We start from the raw sequence: 15,110 nt of genomic DNA on the forward strand, positions 1-15,110 counted from the left end.
AGGGGTTTGCGCCATGACCGACGAGACGTCGCCGATCTGGCCTCGTGTGGAGCCGACCAACCCACGAGGCACCCGCCCGACGGGACCTCCACCGTCCGGGCCGCCTCCGGCGGCACCGACCCTCACCCCGGGTCAGCAGCCGCCTGCCGGCTGGCCGCCGGCTCCCCTCCCCCACGGCAGTCCGGGTGGCCCGCCCGCGGGTCCTCCGGGCGGACCGCCGGCTCCGCCGCCCGGTTTCGGCGGCTTCGGCCCCACCCCGCCGCCGCGCCGACGACGTCTGGGCCTGGTCATCGGCCTGCTCACCGCACTGGTGCTGGTGGCCGGGCTGGCCGTGGCCGGGTGGCTCTATGCCACCGGCCGTTTCGGCATCGGCCCGCTGAGCGCGGCCGACAAGGACGCGGCCGCCGCGATCGAGGACGGCGTCGAGCCCCCGGAGTGGAGCGACGCCGATGCCGTCGCGTGCGCCGTCGACGACCTCGTCGGCGAGCACCGCTCGCCGGGACTCGAGGAGATCGGGGTCGTCGAGAAGGACGGCGACGACTGGAACTACACCGAGACCTGGGAGCACGACGACGCGGTCGCCTTCTACGAGGAGGTCCTCGACTGCACCGACGACTGGTCGCAGGCCGTGGCCGAGACGTGGAGCCTCGAGGACGCCGACTGCCTCGGCGACATCGGCGCCGCGACGATGGGGGCCTGGTTCGCCGCCGAGAACCTCACGATCGACGGCGACGAGGACGAGGTCGAGAAGGACCGCGCCGCCGCCGTGGAGGAGCTCGACGACTGCTACCTGGCGACCCCGGCCCTCCCGACGGTCACGGCCGCACGGGGCTACCGCTCGGTGCAGTTCGCCCTCGACGTCGATGACTCCGATGACTCCGAGGGGGCCGAGGGCGTCGAGCTCAGCGCCGGCCAACCGGGCAACCTCGAGCCCGTCACCCGCGACGTCGTGCGCGTCGAGACCGAGGAGGGCGGCGAACGGGCGTGCCTGACGGTCCAGGCGCAACAGACCTATGCGTGGGGCTCCACCGGCACGGCCGACGCCGAGACCTGCGGCACGGCGAAGCCGAAGCGGATCTTCTGGAAGAAGGTGCGCTGCACCGACGAGCCCGGCTGCTACGCGGCTGAGCTGCGCTACGAGGGCTTCGCCGACTACGAGTCGATCACGGCGACGTACACAAGCAACGGCGGCAACTGCCTGTCCACGACCGGCAGCTGCCGGGACACGGTGGTGACCACGTCGGGCGGCAGGGGACGTGTCGTCACGTGGACCTTCCCGGGCAGCTACTCCGGCACCTTCGTGGCCAAGGTCGGCCGGCTGAGGACGACCCTGCGCAACTGAGCGCCCCACTACGGCCCGACTACGGCCCGACTGCGGCCCGACTGCGCTCTCGCTGGGCGGCCACGACGCGGCACGACGACCGGTCGCGGATATCCTGAGCAGGATGTCCGACGCCCCCACTCCCCAGCAGATCCGCCGCGCACTCGCCCGTGTCGAGCGCGGCGCTGCCCTCGACGTCGCGGAGGCGACCGCGCTGCTGGCGGCGACCGGCGACGACCTCGACCGACTGACCGCCGCGGCCGCGCGTGTCCGCGACGCCGGCCTGCTCGGCGCCGGCCGGCCGGGCGTGGTGACCTATTCGCCCAAGGTCTTCATTCCGATCACCCGGCTGTGCCGGGACCGGTGCCACTACTGCACGTTCGTGGAGACGCCCACGCAGGCAGCCCGGGAGGGCCGGGCCCCCTACCTCTCCCCTGACGAGATCCTCGAGATCGCGCGTCAGGGAGCCGAGCTCGGCTGCCTCGAGGCGCTCTTCACGCTCGGCGACCGGCCCGAGGACCGCTGGCCCGAGGCACAGGCCTGGCTCGACGAGCAGGGCTACGACTCGACCCTGGCCTACATCCGGGCGATGGCGATCCGGGTGCTGGAGGAGACCGGTCTCCTGCCCCACCTCAACCCCGGCGTCATGTCGTGGGAGGAGCTCAACCGACTCAGGCCGGTCTCGCCGTCGCTGGGCATGATGCTCGAGACCACCTCCCGGCGACTGTTCGAGACCAGGGGCGAGGCCCACTACGGCTCCCCCGACAAGGACCCCGAGCTCCGGCTCCGCACCCTCGAGGACGCCGGGCGTCACGGCATCCCGTTCACCACGGGCCTGCTCGTCGGGATCGGCGAGACGCTCACCGAGCGAGCCGAGACGATCTTCGCGCTGCGCCAGACCTCCCGCGCCTACGGCGCGATCCAGGAGGTGATCGTCCAGAACTTCCGGGCCAAGCCCGACACCGCGATGCGCCACGTCGACGACCTCGACCTCGACCCCTACCGTGCCGCGATCGCCGTCACCCGGATCGTGCTCGGCCCGAAGGCGCGGATCCAGGCGCCACCCAACCTCGTCGACCTCGCGGAGTGCCGGGCCCTGCTCGACGCCGGCGTCGACGACTGGGGCGGCGTCTCACCGCTGACCCCCGACCACGTCAACCCCGAGCGACCGTGGCCCTCGCTGGAGCGGTTGCGCTCGATCACCGCGGCCTGCGGCTTCGAGCTGAAGGCCCGGCTGACCGTGCACCCCGAGTACGTCGTCGGGGCGCTCCAGCGGGGTGAGGCGTGGATCGATCCGCGCCTGCACGCCCACGTCGCCGCCCTGGCGGAGCTCGACGGACCGATGGCCGGACTGGCGATCCCCGACGTCCGGCCGAGCGGCCTGCCGTGGCAGGAGCCCGACGTCGTACTGGAGTCGGCGGGCCGGACCGATCTGTTCGCGGCCGTCGACAGCGAGGGTCGCACCGACGACCGGCGCAGCGACTTCGCCTCCGTCTATGGCGACTGGGACGCGGTCGGCGAGGCGGCCGCCCGAACGGGATTGATCGACGGCGCGCCCGCGGTGCTGCACGCCGAGGGTCGCGAGGCCCTCGCGGCCGCGGAGGCCGCCGCGGAGTCGGGCCTGGTCGACCTGGGCGACGAGCACGCGCTGACGCTGATGACGGCCGAGGGCGACCTCCTTCGGCAGGTCACCCGGCTGGCCGACGAGCTGCGCAAGGACGTCGTCGGTGACGCGGTCACCTATGTCGTCAACAGGAACATCAACTTCACCAACGTCTGCTACGTCGGCTGCCGCTTCTGCGCCTTCGCGCAGCGCAAGACCGACGCCGACGCCTACTCCCTGTCCTACGACGAGGTCGCCGACCGCGCCCAGGAAGCGTGGGACCTGGGCGCCACCGAGGTCTGCATGCAGGGCGGCATCGACCCCGAGCTCCCCGCCGACGCCTACTTCGACATCGCCGCCGCCGTCCGCAAGCGCGTCCCGGAGATGCACGTCCACGCCTTCTCCCCGATGGAGGTCGTCAACGGCACCGCCCGCACCGGGTTGTCCATCGAGGACTTCCTCATCAAGGCCCGCGAGTCCGGTCTGGGCTCGCTGCCCGGCACGGCGGCGGAGATCCTCGATGACGAGGTCCGCTGGGTGCTGACCAAGGGCAAGCTGCCCGCCCGCACCTGGGTCGAGATCGTCTCCACCGCGCACCGCATCGGCCTGCCGACCACCTCGACGATGATGTACGGCCACGTGGACAACCCGCGCCACTGGGTCGGGCACCTCAACGTCCTCAAGGGTGTCCAGGACACCGCGCGCGACAACGGCAGCAGCGGCTTCACGGAGTTCGTCCCGCTGCCCTTCGTCCACACCAGCGCGCCGATCTATCTCGCCGGCGTCGCCCGCCCCGGCCCCACGCTGCGCGACAACCTCGCCGTCCACGCGATGGCCCGGATCATGCTCCACGGCCGCATCGACAACATCCAGACCAGCTGGGTCAAGCTCGGCATCGAGGGCACCCGCGCCATGCTCGAGGCCGGCGCCAACGACCTCGGCGGCACGCTCATGGAGGAGACCATCTCCCGGATGGCCGGCTCGGAGCACGGCTCGGCCAAGACCGTCGCCGAGCTGGTCGAGATCGGGGCCGGCATCGACCGCCCGGTCCGCGAGCGCACCACACTCTACGGAACGCCACCGACCCGCTCCTGACGGCGCTCCCGCCAGGCCTTGAGCCGTCGCCAGCCGCGGCGGACCAGCTTCCAGGCGAGCCAGAGCAGGAGCAGTCCGAGCAGGAGCAGGATCCCGGCGATGACCGCGGCGAGCACCGGGTGCTCGATCGCGAACCAGACCACGCCCAGCACGACGACGTCCTCGGCGAGGCTGATGCCGAGGTTGGTGAACGGCTCGGGCGAGGTGTTGGCCGCGATCCGGGTGCCCGACTTGACGGTGTGCGAGACGAGCGCGGTGCCGCCGCCCACCGAGCCTCCGGCGAGCGCGTTCAGCGACTCCGAGTCGCCGGCGAAGAGCACGCCGAGCACCCCGCCGACCACCGGGCGGATCGCCGTCGAGACGGCATCCCAGGCCGAGTCGACGTAGGGCACCTTGTCCGCGACGAACTCGAAGGCATAGAGCAGGGCCGCGATGCCGAGCACCTCGGTGCGGCCGAGCACGTCGGGGATCTCCTCGACCGAGCCCACCCGATCGGCGATGCCCAGCACGAGCAGCACCAGATAGCTGTTGATGCCGCTGGCCCACCCCGAGGTGAACGTGAGGGCGAGTGATTCCACGCGCACAGGGTACGGCGAGACGGTCCGCCCGTCCGGGACGACGACGCCAGCGAAGGAGTCACCGATGAGCACCCAGGACACCCCCGCAGATCCCGCCGACCGCGAGGAGTACGACGGCTACAGCGTCGACGACGAGACGCAGCTCGACCCCGCCGACACCCTCGAGGACCAGGATCTCGACGACGAGCTCGACCGCGGCTACTCCCCGCCCGAGAAGCCCCTCGGCGTGGACCGCTACGGCACGACGCCGTGGGAGGCCGCCCACCCGAGGCCGCTCGAGGACCGGCTGGGCGAGGAGGAGCCCGACGTGGGGACGACGGAGGCGACCGACGACGACGGGCTGCCGCACGAGGCCGACGAGGAGGGCCGCGAGGTAGGCGACCGTCGGGCCGGCCGCCTCGTCGACCCGGACGAGGGCGTCCGCGGCGACCGGGAGAAGGACCTGCTCGCGAGCGACGTCGGGATCGACGGTGCCGCGGCCAGCGCCGAGGAGGCGGCCATGCACGTCATCGACGACACCGATCCCTCGGATCCGAGGGGCTGATCGGCGGCCTCCCGGGTACTGCGAGAGCAGGTCGCTGGGGGATCGAGTGTCCACCGGTCGACCCCAGACAAAGGAGGGTAATCGTGGCACTCATCTTGTGGATCCTGGCCGTCATCCTGGTCGTCTCGGGCATCGTCAGCCTCGTGCGCGGGGAGGTCCTCTGGGGCGTCGTGCTCATCGTCGTCGGACTGCTCGTCGGTCCCGGTGGCGTGAGCATCTTCACCTGACGGCCGCCGTCGTGTCCTGCCGAGCCCCCCGGGAGCCCACCCGGGGGGTTCGGCGCGTCCGGGGACGGGAGACCGACGGGACCGGCCGGGTCACCTGCCGACGTACTCGTCGCGCAGCCGGCCCTTGACCATCTTGCCGGTGGGCGTGCGCGGCAGCTCCGCACGGAAGTGGAACTCGCGCGGGACCTTGTAGTGCGCGATCCGCTCACGGGCGTGGTCGCGGAGCTCGGCGGCGAGGGCGTCGTCGGCGACGACGCCCGGCGCGGGCTGGACGAAGGCGACGACCCGCTCCCCCATCTCCTCGTCCGGGACGCCGATCACGGCGATGTCGCCGACCGCGTCGTGGAGGGTGAAGAGGTCCTCGATCTCCTGCGGATAGATGTTGACCCCGCCGCTGATGATCATGAAGGCCTTGCGGTCGGTCAGGTAGAGGAAGCCCTCGCCGTCGAGGTAGCCGAGGTCGCCGACGGTCGTCCAGTTGGGGTGGTCGGGGTGCTCGGTGCTCCGTGTCTTCTCCGGGTCGTTGTGATAGCTGAAGTTGCGGACCTCGCGCTCGAAGTAGATCGTGCCGATCTCCCCGACGCCGACCTCGGCGCCCGTCTCCTCGTCGACGATGTGCGGGATCCCCAGGAGGGCCTTGCCGACCGAGCCGGGGTGGGTGAGCCACTCCTCCGAGCCGATCTTGGTCGAGCCGTTGGCCTCGGTGGAGGCGTAGTACTCCTCCACGATCGGGCCGAGCCAGTCGATCATGCGGCGCTTGACGTCGATCGGGCACGGGGCGGCGGCGTGGATGACGCAGCGCAGGCTCGAGACGTCGCGCGCCAGGCGCACCTCCTCGGGCAGCTTGAGCAGCCGGACGAACATCGTCGGCACCATCTGGGTGTGCGTCACCCGGTGCTGCTCGATGGCCGCGAGGGCGCCCTCGGCATCGAAGCGTTCCATCATCACCAGCGTGCCGCCGACGGTGTGCACGACGCCGCCGAAACGAAGCGGCGCGGCGTGATAGACCGGCGCGGGCGAGAGGTAGACGACGTCCTCGCCCATCTCGTAGACCGCCCCGAAGACCGTCGGGTAGAGGTAGCCGGGCTCGTCGACGGCGATCGGCGGCAGCGGCGGCTTGATCCCCTTGGGCCGGCCGGTGGTGCCGCTGGAGTAGAGCAGGTCGTCGCCGTGGGGCTGCTCGGGCAGCGGCTCGGTGCTCGCCGCGGCCAACGCCGTCTCGTAGTCGTCGTAACCGGCGATCTCGCCGCCCACGGCGAGCCGGTGCGGCACGTCGACGTCGAGGCCCTCGACCATGTCGGCGAGCGCGGCCGAGGCGACGATCGCCCTGGCCCCGCAGTCGGCGACGATGTAGGACGTCTCGGCAGCGCTGAGGTGGCTGTTGACGGCGGTGATGTAGAGGCCCGAGCGGAGCGCCGCCCAATAGACCTCGTAGGCCTCCGGCCTGTTGTCGCTGACCAGCGCGACGACGTCGCCGACACCGAGGCCGGCCTCGCGGAGGTGGTGGGCGAGCCGCAGGCTGCGCTCGTCGAGCTCGGCGTAGGTGAGCGTCCGGCCGGAGCCGGCCATGATCAGCGCTGGCTTGTCGGGGTTCTTGGCGGCCCAGGTTCCGGGATACATGCCCCCGAGCCTGCCAGTAGCGCGGGTCACACCCAAGAGATTTTTCAACGATTGTTCGGTTGTGTTGCGGTGTCGCCACGGACCCCGCGATAGATCCCCCGGCGCACGATCCACGGTTGCAGGATCCGTCGCACCGTCCACGCCGGGAAGCGGAACGGCCGTCCATTGGGGGCAAACACCCGCAGGCCGTCCGGCTCGACGCCGAGGACCGATCCCCACCGCCTCCGGGGAGCGTTGAAGGAGCCCAGCGCACCACCTGCCAGCTGCCGGCGGATGTTGCGGGCGAGCAGCTTGTCGGCGCGGTTGCGGGCCGAGGAGCGCAGCGGGTCGGTGGCCGCCACGTCGCCGATGGCGAAGACGGTGTCGGCCGTCGTCGACTGCAGTCCCGGGCGGACCGCCACGAAGCCGTCGTCGTCGAGGAGCTCCGCCGGCAGCCACGCGGTGTTGGGTTGCACCCGGCCGATCGTCCAGAGCACGGCCTCGGCGGCGGTCGGATCCTGACCGGTGGTCCACGCGACGACGCCGGAGGTGATGGCGTCGCCCGCGAAGCCGTCCGGTACGACGGCACGGTGGCCGGGCAGCAGCTCGACACCGGCCGCGACCAGTCGGCGCTCGACGTGCTCCCAGGTGCGGCGGTGGTGCTGGACCAGTGCCCGCTCCCCCGGGAACGCGAGCCGGACCCGGTGCTCGGGCCAGCGCAGGGCGAGCTGCAGAGCGCTGCTGACCGCAGCCGCACCGCCGCCCACGACGAGGACGTCGCGAGCATCGGCCAGCTGCCGGTGCGGCTCCACCAGGGCGGCCTCCACGGAGGCCTCGTCCACGAGGTCCGGCCGGCGCCAGAAGCCGTTGGTCACGCCCGTCGCGATCACGAGGACGTCCCAGTGCTCCGTGGTGTGCGAGCCGTCGTACTGCCGCAGGGAGAGGGTGTGGCCGGCCAGGTCGAGCGCGGTGGCCTCGGCGTGCACGACGCGCACGCGGTCGAGACCCTTGAACCGGTCGAACGACCAGCGGTAGTCACGCTGCCAGTCCTCGGGCCGGGCCAGGCGCAGGCCGAGCTCCTGGCCGCTCACGTGGCCCGGGCGGGTCGAGATCCCGACGACCTCGAGGCCACGCCGACGTGCCAGGTGCAGGGCGGTCAGCAGACCGCTGTCACCGAGACCGACGACGACGATGCGCGGCACGTCGGGATCAGGCAGCGGCACGGCGCTTCGGCGGGCGCGGCACGAGCCGCGGGATCCGGCCGATCACGTCCTGGTAGCCCGGGCGTCGCTCCAGGCTGCGCTTCTCCATCATCGGGATGCTGGCGAACTGGAACATGAGGGTCATCGCGACCGCGCCGAGGACCAGCCACCACCAGTCCTCCGGCGACCCGGCGATCGCGAAGAGCGCCAGCGCCCACCAGAAGCTGACCTCACCGAAGTAGTTCGGGTGCCGCGACCACGACCACAGCCCGCTCTCCATCGCCTGCCCGGGCTGGCGGACCTCGATGAAACGGCGCATCTGGGCATCGGCCACGAACTGCAGGATCGGCGCCGCGATGCCGACGAGGAACGCCACGATGTCGAGCCAGCCCAGTGGCTCGCCGGGGCGGGCGAGGACGGCGTACGCCGGGATCAGGGCAGCGAAGACGATCAGCGTCGGGACCAGGTGGATGGCGACGAAGTCCACGACCAGCTCGAGGCGACCGGCGCCGTCGCGCAGCGGGGCGTAGCGGAAGTCCTCGTGGTGCATCCCGGGCCAGTCGTGGATCCAGTTGCCGGTGAGCCGGATCGCCCAGACGAACACGACGACGGTCAGCAGCATCGATCGGCCGTCGTCGACACCCGTTGCGTCGGCGGCCACCGCCCAGAAGACGACCAGGACGGGCGGCAGCACGCTCCAGTAGGGGTCGTAGCAGCTGGAGTTGCGGTGGATCCGGCTGCCGACGAACACCAGCACGGTCGCGATCACGTCCGCGATCAGCGCGTCGAGCCACAGGTGGTCGGTGCGCGGCGCCCAGGCGAGGTAGGCGATCGCGGCGCCGAACGCGACCAGGTAGACGAGGCCCACCCGGGCCAGGGAGGTGGCTTTGCTCACACGCGGGACGCTACAGGAACGTGTTCTAGTTTGGCGACGGTTCGGTGGTCCCGATGTCAGGCCGGGACGACCTCGACGGGGATCCCGTTGACGACCGCGGTCCCGGTGGGGGCGTCGACCAGGCGCTGGTCGCCGATGAGGTTGGAGTTGACCCCCGGACGGGCGCGGGCGACATCGCCGGGGACGTCGTCGTGGCCCCAGCCGTGCGGGAGGCTGACCACGCCCGGGCGGATGGTCTCGGTGACCTCGACGGCCACCTCCAGCCGTCCGCTGCGACTGGCCACGACGGCGGCACCGCCGTCGCTGAGGCCGCACCGGAGGGCGTCGTCGGGGTGCACGTGCAGCGTGCACGTGTTGCTGCCGCGGTTGAGCGAGCCCACGTTGTGCATCCAGGAGTTGTTGGAGCGCAGGTGGCGACGACCGATGAGGACCAGCTCCGCGCGGTCGGCCGGCTCGGGCTCGGCACGCAGCCGCTCGAGGTCGTCGGTGATGGCGGCAGGCGCCAGGTCGATCCGGCCGCTCGCGGTCGACAGCACGCCGGGCAGGCGGGGCTGGAGCGGACCGAGGTCGATGCCGTGCGGCGCGGCCTCCACGGTGGCGAAGTCGAGATCGTAGGGGCCGGCCTTGAGGAGGATGTCGAGCAGGCGCTCCGGGCCCGTGAGGCCGGTCGCCGGCTCAGCGCCGTTGAGGCTCGCGACGGCAGCGGCGAGCGCGTCGTCGAGGGGCTCGACCGAGGTCGAAGCGGGCATCCCGCCGACGATCGCGGCGATCCGCAGCATCGCGTGCCACTCCGGCGGGACATCGGTGTCGAAGACCGGCGGGGACCAGCGCGCGATGTTGCGGACGGCGTACTGATAGAGCAGGAGGTCGTAGTGGCCGCGCTCCAACGGCGACGGCCCGGGCAGGATCACGTCGGCGTGCCGGGTCGTCTCGTTGAGGTAGGGGTCGATGCTGATCATCAGGTCGAGGCCGGCGAGCGCGTCCTCCAGTGTGGCGGAGCCGGGCACGCTGACGACCGGGTTGCCGCCGACCGTGATCAGCGCCCGCACCTGGCCCTCACCGGGGGTGGCGATCTCCTCGGCGAGCACGACGGCCGGCAGCTCGCCCATGACCTCGGGCAGCTGCGACACCCGGCTGTGCCAGCGACCGTGGCGGAACGGTCGGCGCGGCCCGGGGCGGCTGTTGGGCTGCCCGGCGGCGGCGAGGGGGAACATCGCCCCGCCGGGGCGATCGACGTTGCCGGTGAGGATGTTGAGCACCTCGATGAGCCAGCTGGCGAGCGTTCCGAACGGCTGCGTCGTGGTGCCCATCCGCCCGTAGACGACCGCCCGGTCGGCGGTCGCGAACTCGCGGGCCATCCGGCGGATCGTCGCCGCGTCGATGCCCGTGCGGGCGACGACCGACTCCGGCGGGAAGTCCTTGGCGATCCGCTCGACCTCCTCGACGCCGTCGACGATCCCGTCGAGGTGACCGAGGTCGACCAGGCCGTCCTCGACGAGCGTGGCGACCATCGCCAGCAGCAGCCAGGTGTCGCCGCCGGGCCGGATCGAGACGTGCTCGGTCGCGGCCTCGGCAGTCCGGGTGCGGCGGGGGTCGACGACCACCACGCGACCGCGCTCGGCGATCGACCGGATCCGTCCGCGCATGTCGGGCGCGGTCATCATGCTGCCGTTGGACACCAGCGGGTTGGCGCCGATGATCAGCAGGTGCTCGGTCCGCTCGAGGTCCGGCACCGGGAGCGTCGCGACGTCGCCGTACAGGTGGCCGGTCACGAACATCTTGGGGATCTGGTCGACGGTGCCGGCGGAATAGACGTTGGTCGTGCCGATCGCCTTGACCAACGGCCGGAGGTAGAGCGCACCGGCCAGGTTGTGGGCGGTCGGGTTGCCGAAGTAGAGCGCCACGGCGTTGCTCCCCCGCTCCGCGATCAGCGGCGGCAGGCGGCGCGCGATCTCGTCGTAGGCCTCCTCCCAGGTGACCTCGACGTGGACGCCGTCGCGCTTGAGCATCGGGCGGCGCAGCCGGTCGGGGTCGGCGTGGAGCTCACCGATCGCCGCGCCCTTGGGACAGAGGTAGCCCGCGCTGAACACGTCGTCACGATCACCGCGAACGCGGATCGACCCGCCGTCCGCCGTGCTGACCAGCAGGCCGCAGGTCGCCTCGCACAGCGGGCAGGTGACGGGGGTGGTCGTGGTCGCGACAGCGGTCGTCATACCTGCGAACTATGCCGCACGGACTCACCGGAGTCGCCCGGAACAGCCGTGGAGGAGGTGGGTCAGGTGGCCGTGCGGATCGCGAGTCGCGCCAGCCTGACGATCGCGGCCTTGCGGGGCAGGCGGGGGTAGACCCAGCCGTTGGCTCCGAACACGTCGCGCGTGAGGGTCAGTGTCACGAGGACGAGCGTCGTGCCCCGGCGCGCCACCATCGTGTAGCCGACGGCCTTGAGGTTGTCGACCCGCTTGAACGACCAGCCGACGCTCTCGCTCCCCGCCCGCTGCACGGCGACCCGAGTGCGCCAGGTCGTCGAGATGCCGTCGCACTCCTCGCAGACCCACTCGGTGACACGAGGGCACCGGCGCGGGTAGGAACCACTGCGGCGCAGATCCTGACGGGCTTCGGCGACGCTCCTGTAGCGCAGCACCTCGACCTCGGAGCTCATCCAGACCGAGCCTGTGGTTGCGCCGTAGTAGCTCCGCGCGCCGCGGGCCCGGTGGGCGACCATCTGCTGGTCGGAGCGACACGCCGCCGGCCGCCCCCCGATCGTGCCTTCGGCACCCCAGTTGCGGGCCGACCAGCTGCCGGTCCCGAAGACCGCGTCCTTCACCGAGGCTGCGGTGGGGAACGGCGAGGGCGCTGCCTGCGCAGGACCGGCCGTCGACCCGAACGCGGCGAGCAGGAGCGACAGGAGCAGGGCGAGAACCACGCCGGACCGAGCCGGGCCGGGACCAGAGCGCATCATGCTTCCTCTCCGAGCGGGCCCCTGGTGGGCCCTCGGGTCGAGTATCACACCGAGCGATGGGCGTGGGGGCGGATCCCGCCCACCTGCGCGCCGCGCGAGGACCGTGACGAACCGGCACTCGCGCGGCGGCGTCGGTCAGCGACGCACGCGCACGCGTGTCGACGTACGGATCACCGTGGCGTAGCCCGCCTTCCTGTAGGTCACACGCACGGCGATGCGCTGACCCAGCATCGCGCCGGTCAGGCGCAGGGCCCGGGTGGTCCGGCCGCGCAGTGCCTTGCCGTTGGCATACCACTGGTAGGAGACCGCGGCGGCCGGAGCGGCCGCTGCAGCGCGGGCGGTCAGCGTGCGGCCCGCCTTCGGCGTCCCCACGATCCGGGGGTTGCCCGCCCGGATCAGGCCTCGGGTGACGGCCGCGGTCGAGGTGGAGGTCGCCGTCCCGTCGAGACGTCCCTCCGCCGCAACGACCACCCGCACCGAGAGACGCTTGCCGACGAGGCTCGGTCCGATCTTGAGCGTCGGCAGCGTGGCGCCCGTGATCGGCGTGCCGTTGGCGAGCCACTGGAAGGTCGCCGTCGCGGGCGTGGCCGACCAGGAGCCGATCGATGCCTTCAGCGCGAACCCGACCTTCGCCGTCCCGGTGATCCGCGGGAGCGCCGTGCTGGCCACCGCCTCCGGACACGGCAGGTTGCCCGCCCGCAGCGAGAAGCCGTCGGTGTCGCCGTCGTCGGTCCACACGACCTGCTGGACCCCGTCGGCACAGGTCGACGCCGGTGCGATCGCCATGCCCTCGTTGTTGAGGTTCGGCATCCCCGCCGGTCGCGCGTACGACGCCTCCACGACGAAGTCGCCGTCGACGACGTCGAGCACGTTGTGCACGCCGCCGCAGCTGTCGTCGCACAGCGCCCAGAGGCGGTCCCGGTCGGCGTCGTAGGTGACGTCCATCGAGAACGGGAAGCCGGAGTCCTCGACCTTCACCTCCACCGGGGCGGCACCGGCCGCCAGCGAGAAGAAGTGCAGGTTGCCCGTCCCCTCGACCGCGGTGACGAACAGGCCGGGCGTCGGGTGGGTGGCCGCGCTGTAGGGCGCGCCGCCGACCTCCCAGCCCGCGTCGACGAGGAAGGAGTCGGGCACGTAGGTGATGCCCTCGAGGCCGAGGTTGGCGCCGGTGGTGACGAAGTCGTTGACGTCCCACTCGTCGACCGCGGTCAGCGAGGTCGTCGCCGCCGTGACGCCGGAGACGTCGTAGCGCTCGATCTTGTTGGAGGAGACGCCGCTGTTGTCGTTGTCGCGCTCGGAGGTGACATGGACCGAGCCGTCGGTGCCGACGGTCACGCCCTCGGAGTCGACCTTGCCGGCGCCGGACGCGAACAGCAGCTTCTTGCCGCCCTCCCAGCCGTCGACGGCGACATAGGTGCCAGCGACCGCGTGCATCTTGTGCAGCGTGTTCTTGTTCTGCACCACCCACAGGATGCTGGGGTCGGACGGGTCGAAGGCGGCACCCGAGACGTCGCCCTCGCCGTTGCCGTCCTGGTCACCGAAGCCGTTGACCTCGTCGACGGTCGCCACGGTGCTCGCTCCCGGCCACGGCTGGGTGTCGAGCGAGGGGCAGGTGTTGGCCGCGCCGAAGGTGGCGGCCGGCGTCTCGACGTAGGACACGGTGCCGAACAGCTCGCAGCGGCTGTAGGACGCGATGCCGTCCTCGAACCAGGTGAACGCCACGACGCTCGCCAGGTCGCTGGCGCGACGGATGGTCAGGGAGTCGGCGCTGTCGAGGCCGGTGATGCCGGTCGCGACGTGCAGGGCACCGGGCGCGATCGTCGTCGCAGCCGGGACGGTGTGGACCACCGCGGCGGTCGAGTCGAGCAGCGTCCAGCCGGAGATGTCGACCGACTCGGCGCCGGTGTTGAGGAGCTCGACCTGGCCGGAGGTGTTCGACACCTCGTTGAGCACGACCGGGGTGTCGAGGACCGGCACCTCGCCGCCGGGGAAGGTGTTGACCGCACCCGGGGTCTGGTCGGCGCCGTTGCGCCAGAGCCCGGTGCCCGGGTGGACCCGCGACCAGGTGTTGGCGTGCTCGTCGGGCAGCGTGCCCTTGAAGGTCGTGGAGACCAGGGTGCCGTCGGGCTTGTGGAGGAAGACCCAGTCGGTCTTGTTGAGACCGAAGCCGGACTTGGTGCCGTTGCTGACCGGCAGGTAGGTGAACCCGGACGGGATCTCGGTGTCCATCAGCTCGGTCTCGACGGCGAGGTAGCCACCGGCCGGCACCGTGGCCGTCGGGCCGCCGAGGGTGACCCGGTCGGCAGCGGTCGGCGTGCCCGGGCCATCGGTGACGTACCAGCCGGTGAGGTCAGCCGGGCCGGTCGATCCGTTGTGGATCTCGACGTAGTCGTGCAGGCCCTCGGCGCTCGTGCCGGCACCGTCGGTGAAGACCTCGTTGAGCGTGACCTGAGCCTCGGCGGTCGTGGCCAGCGCGTTGGGTCCACCCGGGGTGGGCGCGGTCGTGACGGCGAACGTGCCGGTGCCGTCCGGGACGCGCGCGAAGCTGGGCGTGACGTGCGTGGCCCACGCGTAGGTGTCGATCACCGTCGCACCGTCGGGCGACAGCAGGGTCGCCTCGTCGGCGCCACCGAGACCGAACGGCTTCGGCGCCGCACCGGGGCCGCCGTCGACGTAGTGGACGGCGTAGCCGCCCGGCGGGAGCTTGCCGTCGAGGACGATGTCGTCCTCGGCCAGCGTCTTGTTGTCCTTGAGGTGGTAGCCGGTGAGGTCGACGGTCGTCGAGCCCTGGTTGTGGAGCTCGATGAAGTCACCACCGGCGAAGCCGTTGGAGCTGACCTCGTTGATGACCACGTTGCCGAGGGCACTGGCGGGGTCGGCGGCTGCTGCGGGCGATGCCGCGGCCAGCACGATGCCGGCGGGCGTCATCCCGACCAGGCCGACGAGCAGGCCGGAGAGGCTGCGATGAGGGCGCACGAAAGGAGTCCTTGCGGGGGATCGAGCCGGGCCCGAGCCGCCGGCGTGTGTCGAGAACGGTCCTCACCATGGGTGGCCCATCGAAACGGACGGTGAATCGCGCGCCAACGC

At 71.9% G+C, this 15,110-nt stretch carries 11 protein-coding genes; 4 read left to right on the forward strand and 7 right to left on the reverse strand.

Going from position 1 to position 15,110, the window contains the following annotated elements:
• Window positions 1–13: 13 nt before the first annotated feature.
• Together E9934_RS13545 and E9934_RS13550 are read left to right on the forward strand one after the other, a co-directional pair.
• Window positions 14–1,342: a hypothetical protein gene (locus tag E9934_RS13545; RefSeq protein ID WP_158295003.1), complete on the forward strand. Its 1,329-nt coding sequence runs from the start codon at window positions 14–16 to the stop codon at window positions 1,340–1,342.
• 103 nt (window positions 1,343–1,445) lie between these two features.
• On the forward strand, window positions 1,446–4,019 hold the full coding sequence (locus E9934_RS13550) for a bifunctional FO biosynthesis protein CofGH (RefSeq protein WP_136563433.1): 2,574 nt from the start codon (window positions 1,446–1,448) through the stop codon (window positions 4,017–4,019).
• On the opposite strand, the gene E9934_RS13555 is transcribed toward E9934_RS13550, so the two are convergent.
• A complete protein-coding gene (locus tag E9934_RS13555; protein ID WP_136563434.1) occupies window positions 3,992–4,597 on the reverse strand; it encodes a DUF4126 domain-containing protein in 606 nt (201 codons plus the stop codon). The genes E9934_RS13550 and E9934_RS13555 overlap by 28 nt on opposite strands.
• Before the next feature lie 64 nt (window positions 4,598–4,661).
• Between E9934_RS13555 and E9934_RS13560 the strand changes: the two genes are divergently transcribed.
• Both E9934_RS13560 and E9934_RS19840 read left to right on the forward strand, forming a co-directional pair.
• Window positions 4,662–5,141, forward strand: coding sequence for a DUF5709 domain-containing protein (locus E9934_RS13560; protein WP_136563435.1), 480 nt, complete (start codon window positions 4,662–4,664; stop codon window positions 5,139–5,141).
• Between the two features lie 83 nt (window positions 5,142–5,224).
• Entirely contained in the window at window positions 5,225–5,368 is a 144-nt protein-coding gene (locus tag E9934_RS19840) for a GPGG-motif small membrane protein (protein WP_162851554.1), read from the forward strand.
• Between the two features lie 90 nt (window positions 5,369–5,458).
• Here the strand turns inward: E9934_RS19840 and E9934_RS13565 are convergent, their stop codons facing one another.
• The 6 genes from E9934_RS13565 to E9934_RS13590 form a co-directional block, all read right to left on the reverse strand.
• Window positions 5,459–6,988, reverse strand: a complete 1,530-nt coding sequence (locus tag E9934_RS13565) for an acyl-CoA synthetase (RefSeq protein WP_136563436.1) — start codon at window positions 6,986–6,988, stop codon at window positions 5,459–5,461.
• Between the two features lie 44 nt (window positions 6,989–7,032).
• Entirely contained in the window at window positions 7,033–8,169 is a 1,137-nt protein-coding gene (locus E9934_RS13570) for an FAD-dependent oxidoreductase (RefSeq protein WP_202977301.1), read from the reverse strand.
• Window positions 8,170–8,176: 7 nt separating this feature from the next.
• A complete protein-coding gene (locus tag E9934_RS13575; protein WP_136563437.1) occupies window positions 8,177–9,064 on the reverse strand; it encodes a DUF1295 domain-containing protein in 888 nt (295 codons plus the stop codon).
• Window positions 9,065–9,120: 56 nt separating this feature from the next.
• On the reverse strand, window positions 9,121–11,277 hold the full coding sequence (locus tag E9934_RS13580; RefSeq protein WP_136563438.1) for a molybdopterin-dependent oxidoreductase: 2,157 nt from the start codon (window positions 11,275–11,277) through the stop codon (window positions 9,121–9,123).
• A gap of 62 nt (window positions 11,278–11,339) precedes the next feature.
• Window positions 11,340–12,023, reverse strand: a complete 684-nt coding sequence (locus E9934_RS13585) for a hypothetical protein (RefSeq protein ID WP_136563439.1) — start codon at window positions 12,021–12,023, stop codon at window positions 11,340–11,342.
• A gap of 135 nt (window positions 12,024–12,158) precedes the next feature.
• The gene (locus tag E9934_RS13590; RefSeq protein ID WP_136563440.1) at window positions 12,159–14,999 is read right to left on the reverse strand and encodes a lamin tail domain-containing protein; all 2,841 of its coding nucleotides are present in this window, start codon (window positions 14,997–14,999) and stop codon (window positions 12,159–12,161) included.
• Window positions 15,000–15,110: the final 111 nt, after the last annotated feature.

Source organism: Nocardioides caeni, assembly GCF_004912195.1.
Taxonomy (GTDB): Bacteria; Actinomycetota; Actinomycetes; order Propionibacteriales; family Nocardioidaceae; genus Nocardioides; species Nocardioides caeni.